Raw genomic sequence first — 17,399 nt, 5'->3', positions numbered from 1 at the left:
AACGAGCATGGCTAGTGAGCCTGACATCGCAGTGGACGGAGATGAGACAGACGTGACTGCACCGACGCAGAACCCGGACACCGAGGTGGATTCCGATTCTGACGACTACCTGATCGAGGAAGGGGAAATCGCCGGCGACTACCTGGAGCAGTTGCTCGACGTACTCGACTTCGACGGCGACATCGACCTGGACGTCGAGGGCGACCGCGCTGTTGTCAGCATCGACGGTGGGGACGATCTCACCAAGTTGGTCGGGCGCAAGGGCGAGGTGCTGGACGCACTGCAGGAACTGACTCGCCTCGCCGTGCAGCAGGCGACGGGCGAGCGCAGCCGGCTGATGCTGGACATCGCCGGATGGCGTGCCGGCCGTCGCGCCGAACTGACCGAGCTGGGTTCCTCGGCAGCACGTCGCGTGCTCGAGAGCGGCGAACGCGAGGAGCTCGCTCCGATGACGCCGTTCGAGCGCAAGATCGTTCACGACGCAGTCGCGAAGGTCGACGGTGTATCGAGCGAGAGCGAAGGCGCCGAGCCGTCGCGTCGCGTGGTCGTCATCAAGGACTGATCCCCACACGCACTCCCAGGGCGGGGCTCCCGGATTCACCTCCGGGGCCCCGCCTTTTTCAGATCTATGTCCCGGGTCGACGAAGTCACGCTCCGTCACTTTGGATGCGTTTCGTTTCACGTGAAACACGGACCCCTCCCCTCCCCCGCCGGGAGGTCGGTGCCGGCGCTCGTAGTGCCATCTCTGCCTTAGATTCCGGACAACGTGGCTGGCCCGCGATGATTACACACGCCCAAACTCCCACGACTGCTTGGTGCGCTCCTCGGTGATCGGCCAGCGGATCGACGTCACCGACGTGGCCGGGGTGGAGTCGGGTGCACTATGACGCTCGTCGCGGCGTGAGCGTGACCGGGCACGGTGGGCGTCGCAGAGTGTCGGCGGACTCGAAGTTGCTCGCTCGGGCCTCTCCGCTGTACGGCGCGGTTCATCTTCACCCGGTCGCCTCCTCGGATCGCACCCATCGGGCCGATGAATCGCGGTCCCTGAGCGAGGGCATTGCCGGACGGGCCCGGTTCGGTGCCCCGATTCCAGTCGAAGTCACCGACACCGGGGTGCCGGCACCGCCGAATCCTGACTCCAGGCGTGCGCCGCGATCGGAAGTTGCTGCGCCGCAAAGCATCAGAACGTCGTGCAAACGTCGAACGCAGGTGGGTTGTGCTCGTGAGCCCCCGCACTACCGCCGGCGCCACTGTGGCCCGATCCGGATGGACCGCTGGAGCGGCAGTCGATCGGAGGGCTCGACGAACTGGGCCCTCCGGTGCCGGGCGGTCAGTGACACCGGCAGTGCTCGAGTCCTGCTCGAGACCGGCTCGGCCATTCACTCACGTGGCACTGAGGTCGTCCGCGAGAGTGAGTCGGCGATGAATTTCGGTGCCTCGCGAGGTCCACATCATCTGAGGGACCGAACTGGTGCCGTCGACTGGATGGAGTGACCCATGAGCGAAGACGAACAACAGATCCGGAATCTGATCGATCGTTGGGCCGAGGCTGTGCACAGTGGTGACATGGCCGGGGTTCTGGCGAACCATGCCGACGACATCGTGATGTTCGATGTGCCACCACCCTACGAAGGTGTTCGCGGAATCGATGAGTATCGGGAGACCTGGCCACCATTCTTCGAATGGCAATCGAGTGGCGCCAGGTTCGAAGTCGTGTCGTTGGATGTGACCGCGGGCGAGGATGTCGCGTTCGCTCACGCGCTCCTCCGATGCGGAACGGAAGCGGAACTCGCCGACAATCCGGAGAACCGTCTTCGGCTCACCGTCGGGTTGCGGAAAGAAGATGGTCGTTGGCTCGTCGCTCACGAGCATCATTCTTTTCCGGATGTCAGTGTCTGACGGGCGGCAGATATGGGGTCGTCGGACCGTCGTTCTCAGGCGATTTTGGGCGAATTTAGGTTGTAGTTTCACCCACCCAACCACACCCGGGAGTTTCGTCACTGTGATGATTGCGAATTCGGAATCTGTCGGCGCGAAAGGGTGAGTCCGAAGAATGGGGTGGGGCGGGATGGAGTGCGGCGGCGATGAAGACTGGCATCGGCTCAGAGTCTGTTCCACGTGAAACACCACCCCGATGTTCCACGTGAAACTGATCGAGACTCGACCGGTCGGGTTGAAGTCTTCTCCTCGAAGAGGACGCTGGCCGGTAGGCGCGAGGACTGACGTGCGGGGAAGAGGGCGGCAATGCGACCGCGTAGCGACGATCTACTGGCATGCCGCCCTCCGGGGATCGTTCTCGGACGGAAGATCCGGACATCTGCGCATCCGAGGAGAGACCGGCAGGCAGGGCACCGGCTTCCCGCCCGGGCGTCTGCATCCCTGCGGTTCCACGTGAAACATCGTGGCGATGATTCCCCAAGTCAGGACAAGCATCCGGAGTGACGCAGTGACCGGGGCTGTCGGGAGACAGTCGCCGGGCCGCCGTCAGAACGCTCAACCCCTCCCCTCCCCCACCGGGAAGGGGTGCGGCTCGACACTGTCCGGCGTTGCGCATTCGAGTTGAGGGACATAGTCGCGAGCGAGGGCGGATAATGAAGAGGCTGTGTTTGTTGACTTCGCGTTATTCGCGGGAGGATGTTTCACGTGGAACCGAATGCTGGAGAGCCGGCCGAATGGGACGAACAAGCGGCGGCACGCCAGGTGTTCGGTGAACGATTCGATATCGCAGAGCGCTACTACAAATCGTTGGCGACCGACGGTGTCGAGCGGGGGTTGATCGGACCGCGGGAGGTTCCTCGGCTCTGGGAGCGTCACCTTCTCAACTGCGCCGTCGTCGGTGAACTGATCGCCGAGGGTGAGTCCGTGGTCGATGTCGGAAGCGGTGCCGGGTTGCCCGGCATCCCCCTCGCGATCGCACGACCCGATCTCCGCATCACGCTGGTCGAGCCATTGCTACGTCGGTCGGTGTATCTCGCCGAGTTCGTCGAGTCGAACGGTCTGGACGTCCTTGTCGTCCGGGGGCGTGCCGAGGAGTCCGGAGTGGTGAAGGAAGCCGGCGGGGCGGACGTCGTCACCTCTCGCGCAGTGGCCCCGTTGGAGAAGTTGGCCAAGTGGTCGCTGCCGCTGATCCACGAGCATGGGAGAATGCTCGCATTGAAAGGTTCGAGCGCCGCCGAAGAGATATCCCGTGATCGCGCTTCCCTGACTCGGTTGGGTGCTGGCAAGCTGGATATCGTGGAATGCGGAGTGGGCCTGCTTCCTGTCCCCACCGTTGTCGTTCGGGCAGAACGTTTGCCGAAACGCCGTCAACGTCGATGACGATGAGCACGGTGGACCAGGGAGTGAATATGTCGAGTAACGAGCGATTCCCAATCGAAGGAGTAGTCAATGTCGGGTGGGCCTGAATCCGCCGTTTCACGTGAAACAGTTTCACGTGAAACCGACCATCAATCCGACCAGGCGACGAGCTCCGGGAACGGGGACGACGGATTCACGGCCCCCTACAACGGAATCTCCGTCGAGGAGACTCCGATCGGTGCCGCCGCGCACCGGGCGAGTCAGGTACTGCACCCGCACTCGGTGACGCTGCCGAAGCCGCCCGAACGGCGGATCCTCACCATCGCGAACCAGAAGGGCGGCGTCGGTAAGACGACGAGCGCCGTCAACCTCGCCTCCGCTCTCGCGGTTCAGGGACTGACCGTTCTCGTGATCGACCTCGACCCGCAGGGCAACGCGAGTACCGCATTGGGGGTCGCTCACCACTCGGGTGTGCCGTCCAGCTACGAGCTTCTTCTCGGAGAGGTGACGGCCGCGGAGGCGATCCAGAAGAGCCCGCACAACGATCGGCTGTTCTGCATTCCGGCCACGATCGACCTCGCCGGTGCCGAGATCGAACTGGTCTCCATGGTCGCCCGCGAAGGACGGCTGAAGGGCGCCCTGTCCGCGAAGGCGCTCGGCGAGGTGGATGCCGACTTCATTCTGATCGACTGCCCGCCGTCGCTCGGACTGCTCACGGTGAACGCGATGGTCGCCGCCAAGGAGGTGCTGATCCCGATCCAGTGCGAGTACTACGCGCTCGAGGGTGTGGGACAGCTGCTGCGGAATATCGAACTGGTGCAGGCGCATCTCAACCCTGACCTCCACGTGTCGACGGTCCTCCTCACGATGTACGACGGGCGCACCAAGTTGGCGGACCAGGTGGCCGAGGAGGTTCGCACCCACTTCGGCGACGCCGTCCTCCGCGCGGTCATTCCGCGCAGCGTCAAGGTGTCCGAAGCGCCCGGGTACGGGATGACCGTGCTCGATTACGACCCCGGGTCACGGGGCGCCATGAGTTACCTCGACGCGGGACGTGAACTCGCCGCACGCACCGCACACATCACGAAGCAGGAGCAGCGATGAGTCAGACGCGTAAGGGTGGACTTGGCCGTGGACTGGCTGCGCTCATTCCTACCGGGCCGACGACGACCGGACCGGGGTTGGGTAACGCCGCCGCCGACGTCGTGATCGGAACCGACCGGCGCAACGTGCTGACCGAGCCCGCACCGAATTCGTCGGATTCTGCGACCGCCAAGAAGACCGCTCCCGCGTCCACGGGAAACAACGGCGAGAGCAACGGCGCGGACGGCGCATCCGGCAACGGTGCCCAACCCCTCCCCTCCCCCACCGGAGCCGTGTACCGGGAGATCGCTCCGGACCTGATCGAGCGGAACCCGAAGCAGCCGCGTCAGGTGTTCGACGACGACGCTCTCGCGGAACTCGTCCACTCGATTCGCGAGTTCGGTCTGATGCAGCCGATCGTGGTCCGCCCGCTCGAGGACGGCAAGTTCCAACTCGTCATGGGCGAGCGGCGGTGGCGTGCCAGCCAGGAAGCCGAGCTGGAGACGATCCCGGCCATCGTCCGTGAGACCGGCGACGACGCCATGCTCCGCGACGCGCTGCTGGAGAACATCCACCGCGTCCAGCTGAACCCTCTCGAAGAGGCTGCGGCGTATCAGCAGTTGCTCGAAGAGTTCGAGGTGACCCACGAGGAACTGGCGGCGAAGATCGGCCGCTCGCGTCCCGTGGTGACGAACATGATCCGACTGCTGAAGTTGCCGATTCCCGTGCAACGACGCGTCGCGGCGGGTGTGCTGTCGGCCGGTCACGCTCGCGCCCTGCTGTCGTTGGAGGCGGGTGCCGACGCGCAGGAAGTGATGGCGGCGCGCATCGTCGCGGAGGGCATGTCCGTTCGCGCGACGGAGGAGGCGGTGACGCTCGCCAACCGCAGCGACGATCAGGCGCAGCCCGTCCAGCGACGCAAGCCGATCCAGATGCCGGGCCTGCAGGATGTCGCCGAGCGGTTGTCCGATTCGTTCGACACGAGGGTCACGGTCAGCCTCGGTAAGCGCAAGGGCAAGATTGTGGTCGAGTTCGGTTCGGTGGACGATCTTCAGAGGATCGTTGGGATGATGGAGGCACAGAAAGCCGGTTCGTGAGCGCCTGAGGGAGGTAGAAGTACCCGCGGATGATCCGTCACTGTGACAGCGGCCGCCGGCGAACCGGATCCAGCAAACAATCGGGGCGAAACACATTGAATACCAGAGGATGTCGAATGATCTGCGGTAGTGACATATGGAGGCTGAGCTAGCCAGTGTCGACTCACGTCACATCGCTCACTCTCGACGGCTTGGACAAACTCTCCGCCCATGCCCGTCGCTGTGTCTTCTGGGAGATGGATCCGGCGGCGATCCACAGTTCGCGCGGATTCTGCGACCAGGAATTCGAGAAGGAAGCCTGGCTGTCGATGGTCATGCTCGAATGGGGATCGTGCGGACAGGTTGCCGTCATGGACGGAAAGCCGGTCGGCAGCGCCCTCTACGCTCCCCCACGGACGGTGCCCCGCGCGCAGCTACTCCCGACCGCCCCGGTCGGCGCCGACGCGGTCCTCCTCACGAGCCTCCGGCTGGAGCCGGCCGGCGAAGAACAGAACCTGGGAACCACATTGATCCAGGCCGTCGTGGCCGATCTGGTGCGCCGCGGTGTCCGCGCCCTCGAGGCGTTCGGGATCCGCAACACCGAGGAGACCGGACCGATCGACACCCACGGTGTGGCCTCCGCGACCGCGGCCCGTGAATGCTCCCCCGAGGAGTGCATGATTCCGGCGGACTTCCTCGAGGACAACGGTTTCGAGATCGTCGCGCCCCATCACCGGTTCCCGCGACTGCGGCTCGAACTGAACCGGGATCACGGATGGAAGGAAGACGTGGAGGCCGCGCTGGAGCGCCTCATCCACACCGCCTCGGTGAGCATGGTCGACATCGGAGAACGCACACCCGTCGGAGCGCACTGAGCGCTCGGGCGGGAGATCAGGAACGTTCGGAGGAAGACAGCTCTTCGGCGAGCAACTCCGCGAACGTGAATGTTCCGGTCGGCTGGTCGTCCTGACCGAGCAGGTACAGACGCTTCACGGAGATCAGGATCGCCTCGGCGATGGCGTCCCGCGCCCGCGGGTTGGAGAGCACCGTGGCGTCCAATTCGTTGGTGAGGTACCCGAGGTCGATCTGCACGGTCGGCATGTTCGTCAGACGCAGCAGATCCCAGGTGCGGCCGTGCGTGCGGCAGTCCTGCAACGGCGTGCGCGCCACGATCTCCCGCTGGATGAATCCGGTGAGAACCTGACCGATCATCGACGTCGACCCGTGCGAGTTGCCGAAGTGGAAGCTCGCGACACCGTTCGCGGACGGGCTGGTGTTTCCGTCGCACCGCAGCGAGATCATCAGGTCGGCATCGAAGGCGTTCGACGTGGATGCGCGTTCGATGTCCGTGGGGTTCTCGTGGTGCGGGCGGGACAGGAACGTCTCCATTCCCGTGGCGGCCATGCGGCCCTCCAGGCGGCTGGCGAGGTCCCACAGGATGTCGGACTCCGAGATCGTGCCGTATGGGGAACGGACGATGGTCCCGTAGGTGTCGCCGCCGAGACCCGGATCGATGACAATTCGCTTGCCGCTCAACTGCGGTCCGGAGCTGCGGACCATTTCCTCTTCGCTCATCGCGTGCGGTGATCCACCCGTGACGCGGGTGCCGAGCAACTCGAGCGACCGCAGAGTGGCGGGACCGCAGATGCCGTCGGCGGCGATCCCGATCTCCCGCTGGAACGAGGACAGGGAATTGTGGGTCTGCGGGCCGAAGAAGCCGTCGACGCGTCCGACGTAGAAGCCGAGGTCCTGCAGGCGGGTCTGCAAGGTGGCGACGTCGTCGCCGTAGAGCGGTGCCGACAGCTGGTAGATCAGCGTGCGCGCACCCAGGCGGTACGACGCTTCTTTCATGGACCGGTAGGTGGCCGGACCCACGATTCCGTCGACGAGGAGCCCACGCTGCTGCTGGAAGGCCCGTACGGCGCTGTCCAGGTGATGATCGAAGACGGCGTCGGGGGCGATCCAGTGCGAACCGTTGATGCTCTCGCGGCGGGTGCCGGGGACACCGTTGTGCAGGAAACCGAGACCGGCCAGAGTGCCCCGAATCTCAGCGACGGCCGGACCATGGTCGCCGTGACGGAGTCGGTGCATGTTTCAGGGCCTCTCAGTCCGAATCAACGAGAAATACGAGTCTCGGTACAAACAAAACGATCGATGTGCCCGGTCGGTCTAGCTGATGCGACTGGAGCACATCGATCGATTGTCTCAGAGATTCCCACAAAATCGGGAATCGCGCTGGGTGTTCGGGTGTCGATCAGAGAACGTCGGCGAGCTCTTTCAGCAGCGCAGCCTTGCCCTTGGTGCCGACGATCGTGTTGATCGGCTTGCCGTCCTTGAACAGGATCAGCGTGGGGATCGACATGACCTGGAAGTCGCGGGCAGCGCCCGGGTTGGCGTCGATGTCGAGCTTCGCGATGGTCAGCTTGTCGCTGTGCTCACCGGCGATCTCCTCCAGGACGGGGGCGATCATCTTGCAGGGGCCGCACCAGGTGGCCCAGAAGTCGACGAGGACGGGCTTGTCGCTGGAAATGACGTCCTGCTGGAACGAATCATCGGTGATGGTGACGGTATTCGACACGGGGATTTCCCTTACTCGAGATGGGTAGGTGGGTGTGTGGGGACTGCTCAGGCGTCGACCGGTGAGCCGGCGGCGGCCACGGTGTTGGCGGTGATGTCGCCGCGCTCGGCCAGCCAGCGCTCGGCATCCATCGCCGCGGAACATCCGGTGCCGGCCGCGGTGATCGCCTGCTGGTAGATGTGGTCGACGAGGTCGCCGGCGGCGAAGACGCCGTCCACTGAGGTGGCGGTGGTCGGGTTCTGGACGATCACATAGCCGGCCTCGTCGAGGTCGACCTGACCCTTGACCAGTTCGCTGCGCGGATCGTGGCCGATGGCGACGAACATGCCGGTGACGTCCAGCGTGGACGTCTCACCGGTGACGGTGTCGCGGACCACGAGGCCGGTGACGCTGTTCTCCCCCAGCACCTCGACGGGCGCCGCGTTGGTCACGAACCGGATCTTCGCGTTCGCCTTGGCGCGCTCGAGCATGATGCGGGACGCGCGGAACTCCTCGCGGCGGTGCACCACGGTGACGCTGCGGGCGAAGCGGGTGAGGAAGGTGGCCTCCTCCATGGCGGAGTCGCCGCCGCCGACCACGACGATGTCCTGATCCTTGAAGAAGAACCCGTCGCACGTGGCACAGGCGCTGACGCCGCGGCCGAGCAACTTCTCTTCCCCGGGAATCCCCAGGTAGCGGGCTGCGGCACCCATCGCCAGCACGACCGCGTGCGCCAGGTAGGTCTCGCCGTTCACGACGACCTTCTTGATCGGGCCGGTGAGGTCGAGTTCCTCGACGTCCTCGGTGCGGATGTCGGTGCCGAAGCGCTTGGCCTGCTCGCGCATCTGGTCCATCAGGTCGGGTCCCATGATTCCCTCGCGGAATCCGGGGAAGTTCTCGACCTCGGTGGTGGTCATGAGGGCGCCACCGAACTGGGTCCCCTCGAACTGCAGCGGCTCGAGTTCCGCGCGCGCCGCGTAGACGGCAGCGGTGTATCCGGCAGGTCCCGAACCAACGATGATGAGTTCATGAACCGTCGATGGAGTGGTCATGCGGGCCTTCCAGTAGTGAGGGGTGCTCAGTCGTATGGATCAACACAAGACTAAAGGGTGTTGTTCCCGGACTGCAGGTGATACCGGTCGCTCCCCCCGCAGGCCACGTGATCAGCGCAGAGTCTCCCGGATGACGCAGCGCGTGCCCGAGTAGATCGTGGGCATGCACTTGTTGCAGTGGATGCAGAGTCCCTCGGCGACTTGCCGGTCGCGGAACTTGTTCACGAGGTCCGGGTCGCGGAGCAGGGCGCGGGCCATCGCGACGAACTCGAATCCTTCGCCGAGAGCGTTCTCGATGGTATCGAGCCGGTTGATGCCGCCGAGGAGGATGAGCGGCATCGACAGGGCGTCGCGGAACTGCCGGGCCATCGGCAGGAAGAAGGCCTCCTCGAACGGGTAGGTCGGAAAGATGCGCGGCCCGTACACCTTCAACCCCCACCCCACCAGCTTCGGCTGAGAGGCAACGAATTCCGTCATCGGCACTTCGCCGCGAAAGAAGTACATCCCGTTGAGCAGCGAGCTGCCGCCGGTGAGCTGCATCGCGTCGAGGTACCCGTCGGCCTCGAGGAGTTGGGCGATGCGGAGACTGTCGTCGAGCCACAGCCCTTTCGGGACACCGTCCGTCATGTTGAATTTCGCGGTGACGGCCACCGAGTCGCCGACCGCGTGGCGCACCCGCTCGAGTACCCGGCGCGGGAACGCGGCCCGTCGCTCCAGGCTGCCTCCGTATTCGTCCGAACGCCGGTTGAGGTTGGGGCTCATGAACGAGCTGAGTAGATAGTTGTGGCCGAGGTGGACCTCGATCGCGTCGAATCCGGCGTCGACGGCGTTGCGTGCCGTGGTCTCGAAGTCGCGGGTGACCTCGTCGAGTTCGTCCCGGGTGGCACTTCGCACGAGGCCCATCGCCGGCGGGCTGAGGCGAGTGGACGGCGCGAGTGTCTTGGTGCGGTTGGACAGCGTGTTCGCGACCAGACCGGCATGACCGATCTGGGCCGCGGCCAATCCCCCCTCGGCGTGGACGGCGTCGGTCAGCCGGCGCAGGTCGGGGACGCGGACGCGGTCGAGCACCAGGGTGTTCGCGTGGACGCGTCCGCTTGGCGAGACGGCGCAGTACGCGACGGTCGTCAGTGCGGCGCCGCCGCGGGCGACCTCGGTGTGGAAGTCGACGAGCCGGTCGGTGACCCGGCCTCGCGGCATGACTCCCTCGAACGTGGCCGCTTTCACGATGCGGTTCCGCAGTGTCAGGGGGCCCAGGCGGGCCGGCTCCCAGATGCCGGGGATCGGTGGTGGAACGGTCATGGTGGTCTGCCTTCGGGGGGATGGGCGCTCAGGCGAATGTCGCGGCCAGCGCCGCGCGGGCCGGTCGCCAGGTGAGCCCGAGTTCGTCGCGGGTTCTGGAGTCGTCGGTCGGGGTGGCCGAGGTGAGGAGCCAGGCCGCCTCGTAACCGAGCGCGGGGCTGAGGGGTGTGAGTCTGCCGACCACGTCGGCGATCCGACCGAGCGTGCGAAACGTGCTGCCCGACAGCGGGATGCGCCGGATACGACGACCGGAGGAGTGTTCGAGGACGTCGACGAGCTGATTGAACTCGACGAGTTCGCCGCCGCAGACGTACCGGCGCGGGCCCCGGCCGGGGTGCATCGCGGCGGCATGGACGGCGGCCACGTCGCGCACGTCGATCATCTGCACGCCGCCGTCGAATCGAGGCGCGACCCCGCCGCCGACGATCGCGCCCCAGCCCTGTTCGGTGACACCCTTCGTGGTTCCGACCCCGGGGTCGACGACGCTGGCCGGGTACGTGATGACCACCGGGGCGCCCGCGTCCTGGAGTGCGCGGGCGATGCGGTCGGCAGCGGCCTTGGTGCGCCCGTAGGCGCTGCGACCGGACGCCGTCGGGCTGTCCGGTCCGATGACGGCGTCGGGCGACGGAAACAGCGCGCTGAAACTCGCGACGTGGACGATCGGATCGAGTCCGAGGTAGGCCGCGCGGGTGAGGATCGAGGCGGTGGCCTGCGTGTTGATCTCCCACATCAGTTGTTCGCGGCGGTCGTCGGTGCCCACCACCCCGGCGGCGTGGAGGAGGGCGTCGCAGCCGTCGAGGACGCGCCCCACCGTTTCGGCGTCGCGGATGTCGCCGACCACCTGCTCGATTCGCGCGGCGTCGGCCCCGGCCGCCGCGAGCAGGGCGCCGGGACATTCGGTGGGGAGGATCAGCAGTCGAACCGTGTGCCCGTCGGCGAGCAGCGCGAGCGTGGTGTGGGCGCCGACGTAGCCGGTGCCGCCGGTGACCGCGATCTTCATGTATTCCGCCTCGCTCGACTTACGGTGCCACTGGACTCGTAATTACGACGATATAGCGCGGACGGCACTTCTGTCCCACAATTCGAGTCGATGAATGCAACCGGAACCGGCCGCCCCCGCGACCCGCGGATCGACACCGACGTCCTCGCGGTCACCCGTGCGATGCTCGTGGAGACGGGGTGGGAACACCTGAGCATGCGGGCCATCGCGACGCGCTCCGGCGTGAGCAGGGCGTCGATCACTCGGCGGTGGCCGTCGAAGGCGCATCTGGTTCTCGACGCCATCCTCGGCGCGACACCCGATCTGACGCCGTTCGAGGGCACCGATCGCGAAGGCTGGATCCGCTGGGTGGTGACCGGCAGCGCCGAACTGTTCTCACGGCCGGAGGTGCGGGAGGCCACGCCGGGTCTGCTGGCCGCGATACGGGACCACGACGATCTCCGGACCGCGCTCTGGCGGGGATTCAGCGGACCGAGTACTCAACTGTTCGGGGGCGCGGAGTCGAGCACCGCGACTGCCGTGCTGGTGCTCGCGGCCGGCGCGGCTCTGTTCACGAGCCTGGTCGCCGTGGAGGACGACACTCCGGAACTGCGTGCGAAGATCCTCGAACTGCTCCTGCCGGTCGCCCAATCCGAGTCCGAAAGTCGCTGAGGATCAACCGATGTCGGTGACGGCGATCGTTGCCGGAGCGCCCGCCCCGCACTCGCGGCCCACCACGAGGGCCGTGATCTGCGGCGGACGCGGCGCGGCCACCAGGAGCAGGACCCCGGGAACCCCGTCGAGGCGGACCTCACCGGAACCGAGAAGGGCGCGGGCCGGATCGATACCGTTGGCGCGCAGGCAATCTGCCAGTCGCGCAGGATCTTCCAGCGGACCGAGCCGCCGCGAACCGATCACGGTGAGGAGACGTCCGGAATCGAGATCCGAGTCCAGGTCGAGAACCTCCGCCTCCTGCGAGGTCCCGGAACCTGGCAGCGCAACCGGCGGACTCGGTTCCTGGCGGTCCGGTACGACGACCGCGACGGCCACCACGACCGCTGCCGCCGCCGCGAACGTTCCCGCGGCCGCGGCAGCCCACTTCCGGCGCCGGGCGAGCGGAACGACGGTGGACTCGGCCGGGGTGTCCCGTTCCGCGGCGAGCGCACGGCTTATGCGGTCGGCGATTTCAGCGGGAATCGGGGTCGAGACGGAATGATCGCGGCCGAGCGCACCGAGCTGATCGGTGACTCGGTCGAGGGCATCGATGACGGCCATAGCCTGCGGGTCGCTCCGGACGAGCGGCCACAGGCGATCGCTGACCGACTCGGGCAGTACCCCGGCATGCAGATCCGCGAGTAGGTCCTCGGAATAGGGAGGCTCGGGCAGCGCGGCACCGGACGGCCCGGGTTCACGGTCGGCCATGGCACCTCCTCCCAGAGTCATCGTGGTCCGGGACATGGTCCGGGACGTCAGGACACTTCCCCGCTCCTATCAAGGTTTGACGCTGCGGAGTCATGATCGGTTCCCCTCCACCCGAAAATATTCGAGAGAGGCGGCGAGCTTCTTGCGGCCGCGGGCGCAGCGGCTCTTCACGGTGCCCTCCGGAACGCCGAGCAGCACCGCGGCCTCGCTGGTCGACCGGCCCTCGAGGTCCACGGCCACGATCGCGGTCCGCTGATCCGGCGGGAGCTGCGCCAGAGCGCGCTCGACCACCAGGCTGAGTTCCACCTCGGAGACGTAGTCGCGGGTGTCGCGCGGTTCGTCGTCCTCGTCGGCGGACAGGGACACCGCCGGACGGGCCTTGTTGCGGCGGATGCGGTCGAGGCAGGCGTTGACGACGATCGTGTGCAGCCAGCTCCGGACCGCGGCGTCCCGGCGGAACGAGCCCGCGTTGCGATGCGCCGACAGCAACGCCTCCTGCAGGGCGTCCGCAGCGTCCTCGGTGGTGTAGCTGGTGCGTTTGGCGACGTGCCACAGGTGGTCGTAGTGCCGTCCGAGCAGTGTCTCGAAGGCGTGACGATCGCCGGCCACGTGCGCAGCCAACAGGTCGACGTCCGAGGGCTCACCCTCTGAATCCCCCCGGAAGATTCGCACCGGCGGATGTTAGCTCAGTTCGCCGGTCCGCGAGCACCGGGTGCCGACTACGTGGAGGCGTTGAAACCGATGTCGGCGATGGACGATTGGTTCGTGCCGCGGGAATTGCTCAGGCCGGTGATCCACACCAGCACGTTCTTGGTGGGTCCCTCCGACTTGACCGGGATCTCGGTGACGCCGTTGCCGAGGACCTTCGAACCGAGCACCTGCGTCTGGTCGAGGGTCGGGTTCTCGGACGGGGCACTGCGGATCTCGACGTTGGTGCCCGGGGTCGGCGAGTTGATCCACACGCTCGACAGGGTCGCCGGCTCGTCCAGCGTGACCATCAGGCCCACACCGTTCTTCAGCGCGGGGAAGGGCTGGAAGTACGAGTCGGTGCTCCACACCGTGGACGTGTTGCCGTCGATGGCCAGCCGGGCGTTGGCGGCGGAGTCGGGTGTGCCCTGCGGCGAGAACACGGTCGCGCCGGAGGGGCTGATCGGTGCGACGTTCGCCGCGGGGGCGGGCGCAGCGGCCGGCGACTCCGGGTTCGGTGGGGCCTCCGCCGAGGTGGTGAGTCCGAAATCCTGTTCGGTGAGCGGCGCGTCGGAACTGCTGCCCGTGAGGAACGTGGCGAGCCAGAAGCCCAGCAGCGCCAGCACGATGATCGTGACGACCGCCAGGCCGACGAGCGCGGCGATCATCCGGTTGGACTTCTTCTTCTCCGCCTCCAGCGCTTCCGGGTCGGCGAGAGCATGACCGTTGGTGCCCGGCCCCCGCTGCCCGAGCCGCAGCGCGGGGATGAACTCGGTCTTGTCGTTGACGACGGACGCCTGATCGAGAATGTGCTGCACGGTGGCGGCCGTGCGGATTCCGCCGTTCGGCTCGAGCGAACGCAGGGCCACTGCGGAGATCTCGAACGGGACCTCCGGCCGGATCACCCGCGGCCCGATGGGCTGCCCGCTGGAGTCGCGGTCGGCCAGCCGCATGCCGCCGACGCTGCCGGGGCGAGGCGAACCCGAGGATTCACCGGCCGGGGCGGACGGGTCTGCGAGCGGCCAGCGGGCGGTGATGAGGGCGTAGAGCATGGCACCCAGGCCGCGCACGTCGGAACTCGAGTCGGAGTCGGCGAGCGTGGCCGGGAACGCCAGCACGGCATCGCCGTTGATGCTGATCCGGACGCGGTCGGGATGGTCGATGGACAGTGCCCCACCGGCCCGGTGCGCGGTCTCGGCCGCCGCGGCGAGCGCGCGGATGGCGCTGGCGGCGCCGATCGGAGACGGCTTGGTGTCGGCCATCTCCCGCAGCGAGCGGCCCGGGGTCCACTCGGCGACGACGATGCCGCCCGAGCTGCCGCGGACCACGTCGAGGACGCGGGCGAGACCGGGGGAATTGATCCGGCCCAGTCGCAGGGTGCGCGACAGAATGGCCTGCGGGCCTTCGGGACCGGCCGAGGTGGAGCGTTGTTCGGCGTCCACGAAGGTGAGGGCGACCTCGCGGTCGAGTTTGACGTCCAGTGCCTGCCAGAACTGCAGGCCCCGCGAACCGCCGTGCGGAGTCAGCAGGCGGTAGCGACCGCCGGCGACGGAGGCGCCGGGAATGAGCTTGGGACCGCGGGGAGTACGACGGGGACCCGCGCCGGGCTCACGTCCGGGCGCAGGTGTGATCGGGATCACGCCGGTGTCGTAGCTGAGATCTCGTGCGGGTGCGGAGCCCATGTGACGCGTGTCTCGACGGTCGTCGGCGGGCGACTCGCCGGAGTCTTCGGCGGGAGCCTCCTTCCCGGCGTCCGCGCCGGTCTCGTTGGTCTGCGCAGGTTTCGGGGCGTCGGCGGCCTTCTTTTGCGAAGCGCCCGCGTCGTTCTTCTGCGGTGCGTCTGCGCCGGCCTTCGTGTCGGACTTCGCGGAGTCGGTGGAGGCCGACTCGGACGAGATCCGGGTGGTCGGGGCGTCGACGCCGTTGCGTGCGGCGGCCGAATCGCGTTCGGACGCTTGCACCGTAGAACCTCCGGCTCTCTTGCTGCCGGCCACGTCGTCGTCGCTCACCCTCACTCCTTCATTCTCGAATGCCCAACTCCGACCGTTACCGGGCGGCGATCCGACCCGCTCGTGTCCAGGGTACGGGAGTCCACCGGGTCGTTCGATACCACGCGGCTGCCCACCGACGTCGGGCGGTGTGGCACGGACCACGGGAATCAGTTCTGTTTCGGCGTCGGCGAGCGGGTCGACCTCCGGTTCCGGAGCCGCGCCGCGACCGCGCAGGGCACGAACCTTGCGGGCGACGGCGACGGTGATGGACACGATTTCGGGGACCTTCGCGAACCAGAGGATCACGAACGTGACGGCGAGCATGAGGACGCCGCTGATCATGACCCGGACCATGGAGCCCGGACCGCCGAACAGACTGGTGAGCCGGTCGAGCCCGAGGAGCCGGTCGGCGCCGAGCATGACGAGCGCGCCCGCCATCGACGCGAGCACCACCACCCACACCGTCTTCCCGACGTTCGCCATCTGCAGGTTGCCGAGGCTGCGGTGCAGCAGCCAGCCTCCGACGAGCGCGCCGGTGATGTAGCCGAGACCGTTGGCCGCGCCGAGCAGGATGACCACCTGGTCGTCGCTCGAGGCGATCATCGGGGTGAGCGCCGACAGCGCGATCTTCACCGCGGTGATGCCGAGGACGATCCACGTGGGAGTCCACGCCTGTTCGCGGGCGTAGAACACGCGGAGCTGGATCAGGACGAGCGAGTACGGGATGAGCGTGAACGCGGACCAGCTGACGGCCTCGCCGAGGCGTTCGGCGTCCCCGGACCCGAAGTTGCCGTACCCGTACAGCGCCTGACCGATCTCCGGTCCGGCGAACGTGAGGAACGTGATGATCGGGATCAGGGAGATCATCGTCAGCCGGGTGGCGACGGACAGGTCGTCGACCACGGCGGGCGTGTCGTCGGCGGCGGCGTTGCGGCTGAGCCGCGGCATGATCGCCGTGAGCACCGTCACGCCGAGCACGCCGTACGGCAACTGCAGCAGCAGCCAGGCGTTGTTGTAGATCGCGGGACCCGACGCGTCCGCGTGCGACGAGATGCGGGTGGCGACGATCATGCCGGCCTGGCTGATCAGCACGTACAGGATGATGGCGACGGCCATGCCGCCGAACTGCTTGAGCCGGTCGTCGAGGCCCCACAGCGGTTTCAGCGAGATGCCCTCGCGGCGGATCGCCGGCACCAGGCTCAGCGCCTGCACCACGACACCGAGCGTGACGCCCACGCCGAGGACCAGCAGTTTCGGGTCGCTCATCCGGACCGGATCGAGGGTGATCTCCCCCGGTGTGGCGTAGTAGATCACCAGCACGGTGAGCATCACGACGTTGTTCAGCACCGGAGCCCAGGCGCCGGGTTTGAACACCTGCCGGGTGTTCAGAATGGCCGTGAGCAGCGCCGACAGCCCGTAGAACAGGATCGCGGGCAGCAGCAGATAGGACAGGGCTGTGGTGAGGGACGTGTTCACCTTGCCGTCGGCCGACAGGAACACGTGGGTGGTGAGCACGGGCGCCGCGGCGGTCGCGAGCAGCGCCGCCGTTCCGAGCAGCACACACGTGGCGGTGAACAGGCGACGCACGAACGCGGCACCCTGGTCCGGGTCCTCGCGTTCGGCGCGCACCAGGACGGGCACCACGATGGCGGTGAGCACCGCGCCCAGCACCAGTTCGGAGATCATGTTCGGGATCTGGCTGGCGACGGTGAACGAGCTGGCCACCGACCCACCCAGCAGCGTCAGGACGAGAAGTTGCTTGGCGAATCCGGTGATGCGGCTGACGAGCGTCGCCACCGCGATCGACCCGGTGGACGCCAGCAGGCGGGAGTTGCTCTGCTTCTGCGGCGCCGTCGACGGCCCGGAGTCGCGGACCGGAGGGGGCGGTGGGTCGACCCGGATGGCCGCGAACTGCACCGTCGGCGCCTCGTCCGGCCGGATCTCCCGGGCCCAGTG

At 67.1% G+C, this 17,399-nt stretch carries 15 protein-coding genes; 7 read left to right on the top strand and 8 right to left on the bottom strand.

Going from position 1 to position 17,399, the window contains the following annotated elements:
• Positions 1–7 precede the first annotated feature (7 nt).
• The 6 genes from ROP_RS17180 (at position 8) to ROP_RS17155 (ending at position 6,331) form a co-directional block, all read left to right on the top strand.
• Positions 8–562 carry a protein jag gene (locus tag ROP_RS17180; protein WP_037234922.1) on the top strand — a complete coding sequence of 185 codons (555 nt, stop codon included), beginning with the start codon at positions 8–10 and terminating at the stop codon, positions 560–562.
• A gap of 935 nt (positions 563–1,497) precedes the next feature.
• A complete protein-coding gene (locus ROP_RS41255) occupies positions 1,498–1,899 on the top strand; it encodes a YybH family protein (RefSeq protein WP_012690671.1) in 402 nt (133 codons plus the stop codon).
• Positions 1,900–2,634: 735 nt separating this feature from the next.
• Positions 2,635–3,318 carry a 16S rRNA (guanine(527)-N(7))-methyltransferase RsmG gene (gene rsmG / locus ROP_RS17170; protein ID WP_012690670.1) on the top strand — a complete coding sequence of 228 codons (684 nt, stop codon included), beginning with the start codon at positions 2,635–2,637 and terminating at the stop codon, positions 3,316–3,318.
• A gap of 69 nt (positions 3,319–3,387) precedes the next feature.
• Positions 3,388–4,401, top strand: a complete 1,014-nt coding sequence (locus ROP_RS17165) for a ParA family protein (protein ID WP_012690669.1) — start codon at positions 3,388–3,390, stop codon at positions 4,399–4,401.
• Positions 4,398–5,477 carry a ParB/RepB/Spo0J family partition protein gene (locus ROP_RS17160; RefSeq protein ID WP_012690668.1) on the top strand — a complete coding sequence of 360 codons (1,080 nt, stop codon included), beginning with the start codon at positions 4,398–4,400 and terminating at the stop codon, positions 5,475–5,477. The genes ROP_RS17165 and ROP_RS17160 overlap by 4 nt, the downstream gene beginning before the upstream one ends.
• A gap of 155 nt (positions 5,478–5,632) precedes the next feature.
• On the top strand, positions 5,633–6,331 hold the full coding sequence (locus ROP_RS17155; protein WP_012690667.1) for a hypothetical protein: 699 nt from the start codon (positions 5,633–5,635) through the stop codon (positions 6,329–6,331).
• A 16-nt stretch (positions 6,332–6,347) separates the two neighbouring features.
• Here the strand turns inward: ROP_RS17155 and ROP_RS17150 are convergent, their stop codons facing one another.
• The 5 genes from ROP_RS17150 to ROP_RS17130 form a co-directional block, all read right to left on the bottom strand.
• Complete coding sequence (locus ROP_RS17150) at positions 6,348–7,547, bottom strand: N-acetylmuramoyl-L-alanine amidase (protein ID WP_012690666.1); 1,200 nt, start codon at positions 7,545–7,547, stop codon at positions 6,348–6,350.
• Between the two features lie 163 nt (positions 7,548–7,710).
• A complete protein-coding gene (gene trxA, locus ROP_RS17145) occupies positions 7,711–8,034 on the bottom strand; it encodes a thioredoxin (RefSeq protein ID WP_005249122.1) in 324 nt (107 codons plus the stop codon).
• A gap of 47 nt (positions 8,035–8,081) precedes the next feature.
• Positions 8,082–9,065 (bottom strand): thioredoxin-disulfide reductase, encoded by a 984-nt coding sequence (gene trxB, locus ROP_RS17140; protein WP_012690665.1) that lies wholly within the window; start codon positions 9,063–9,065, stop codon positions 8,082–8,084.
• Positions 9,066–9,176: 111 nt separating this feature from the next.
• Complete coding sequence (gene nox, locus ROP_RS17135; protein ID WP_012690664.1) at positions 9,177–10,364, bottom strand: 4,4'-dithiodibutanoate disulfide reductase; 1,188 nt, start codon at positions 10,362–10,364, stop codon at positions 9,177–9,179.
• Positions 10,365–10,392: 28 nt separating this feature from the next.
• Complete coding sequence (locus tag ROP_RS17130; protein WP_012690663.1) at positions 10,393–11,364, bottom strand: NAD-dependent epimerase/dehydratase family protein; 972 nt, start codon at positions 11,362–11,364, stop codon at positions 10,393–10,395.
• 90 nt (positions 11,365–11,454) lie between these two features.
• On the opposite strand from ROP_RS17130, the gene ROP_RS17125 reads away from it, so the two are divergent.
• Positions 11,455–12,015, top strand: a complete 561-nt coding sequence (locus tag ROP_RS17125; protein WP_012690662.1) for a TetR/AcrR family transcriptional regulator — start codon at positions 11,455–11,457, stop codon at positions 12,013–12,015.
• Positions 12,016–12,018: 3 nt separating this feature from the next.
• On the opposite strand, the gene ROP_RS17120 is transcribed toward ROP_RS17125, so the two are convergent.
• The 3 genes from ROP_RS17120 to murJ all read right to left on the bottom strand — a co-directional run bounded on the left by ROP_RS17120 (position 12,019) and on the right by murJ (position 17,360).
• Positions 12,019–12,765, bottom strand: a complete 747-nt coding sequence (locus ROP_RS17120) for a hypothetical protein (protein ID WP_012690661.1) — start codon at positions 12,763–12,765, stop codon at positions 12,019–12,021.
• A gap of 90 nt (positions 12,766–12,855) precedes the next feature.
• Entirely contained in the window at positions 12,856–13,437 is a 582-nt protein-coding gene (gene sigM / locus ROP_RS17115) for an RNA polymerase sigma factor SigM (protein WP_012690660.1), read from the bottom strand.
• Between the two features lie 47 nt (positions 13,438–13,484).
• Entirely contained in the window at positions 13,485–17,360 is a 3,876-nt protein-coding gene (gene murJ, locus ROP_RS17110; protein ID WP_012690659.1) for a murein biosynthesis integral membrane protein MurJ, read from the bottom strand.
• Positions 17,361–17,399 lie beyond the last annotated feature (39 nt).

Source organism: Rhodococcus opacus B4 (genome assembly GCF_000010805.1).
Classification (GTDB): domain Bacteria; phylum Actinomycetota; class Actinomycetes; order Mycobacteriales; family Mycobacteriaceae; genus Rhodococcus_F; species Rhodococcus_F opacus_C.
Note: the sequence above shows the minus strand (reverse complement) of the source record. Positions and strands in the feature narration are given on the sequence as shown.

What these genes read in the sequence shown, in the direction of transcription:
- ROP_RS17150 (WP_012690666.1), bottom strand. Translation starts at nt 7,547, where the DNA reads ATGCACCGACTCCGTCACGGCGACCATGGTCCGGCCGTCGCTGAGATT.
- trxB (WP_012690665.1), bottom strand. Translation starts at nt 9,065, where the DNA reads ATGACCACTCCATCGACGGTTCATGAACTCATCATCGTTGGTTCGGGA.
- rsmG (WP_012690670.1), top strand. Translation starts at nt 2,635, where the DNA reads ATGTTTCACGTGGAACCGAATGCTGGAGAGCCGGCCGAATGGGACGAA.
- ROP_RS17120 (WP_012690661.1), bottom strand. Translation starts at nt 12,765, where the DNA reads ATGGCCGACCGTGAACCCGGGCCGTCCGGTGCCGCGCTGCCCGAGCCT.
- ROP_RS17130 (WP_012690663.1), bottom strand. Translation starts at nt 11,364, where the DNA reads ATGAAGATCGCGGTCACCGGCGGCACCGGCTACGTCGGCGCCCACACC.
- ROP_RS41255 (WP_012690671.1), top strand. Translation starts at nt 1,498, where the DNA reads ATGAGCGAAGACGAACAACAGATCCGGAATCTGATCGATCGTTGGGCC.
- nox (WP_012690664.1), bottom strand. Translation starts at nt 10,364, where the DNA reads ATGACCGTTCCACCACCGATCCCCGGCATCTGGGAGCCGGCCCGCCTG.
- ROP_RS17180 (WP_037234922.1), top strand. Translation starts at nt 8, where the DNA reads ATGGCTAGTGAGCCTGACATCGCAGTGGACGGAGATGAGACAGACGTG.
- ROP_RS17165 (WP_012690669.1), top strand. Translation starts at nt 3,388, where the DNA reads ATGTCGGGTGGGCCTGAATCCGCCGTTTCACGTGAAACAGTTTCACGT.
- ROP_RS17160 (WP_012690668.1), top strand. Translation starts at nt 4,398, where the DNA reads ATGAGTCAGACGCGTAAGGGTGGACTTGGCCGTGGACTGGCTGCGCTC.
- ROP_RS17125 (WP_012690662.1), top strand. Translation starts at nt 11,455, where the DNA reads ATGAATGCAACCGGAACCGGCCGCCCCCGCGACCCGCGGATCGACACC.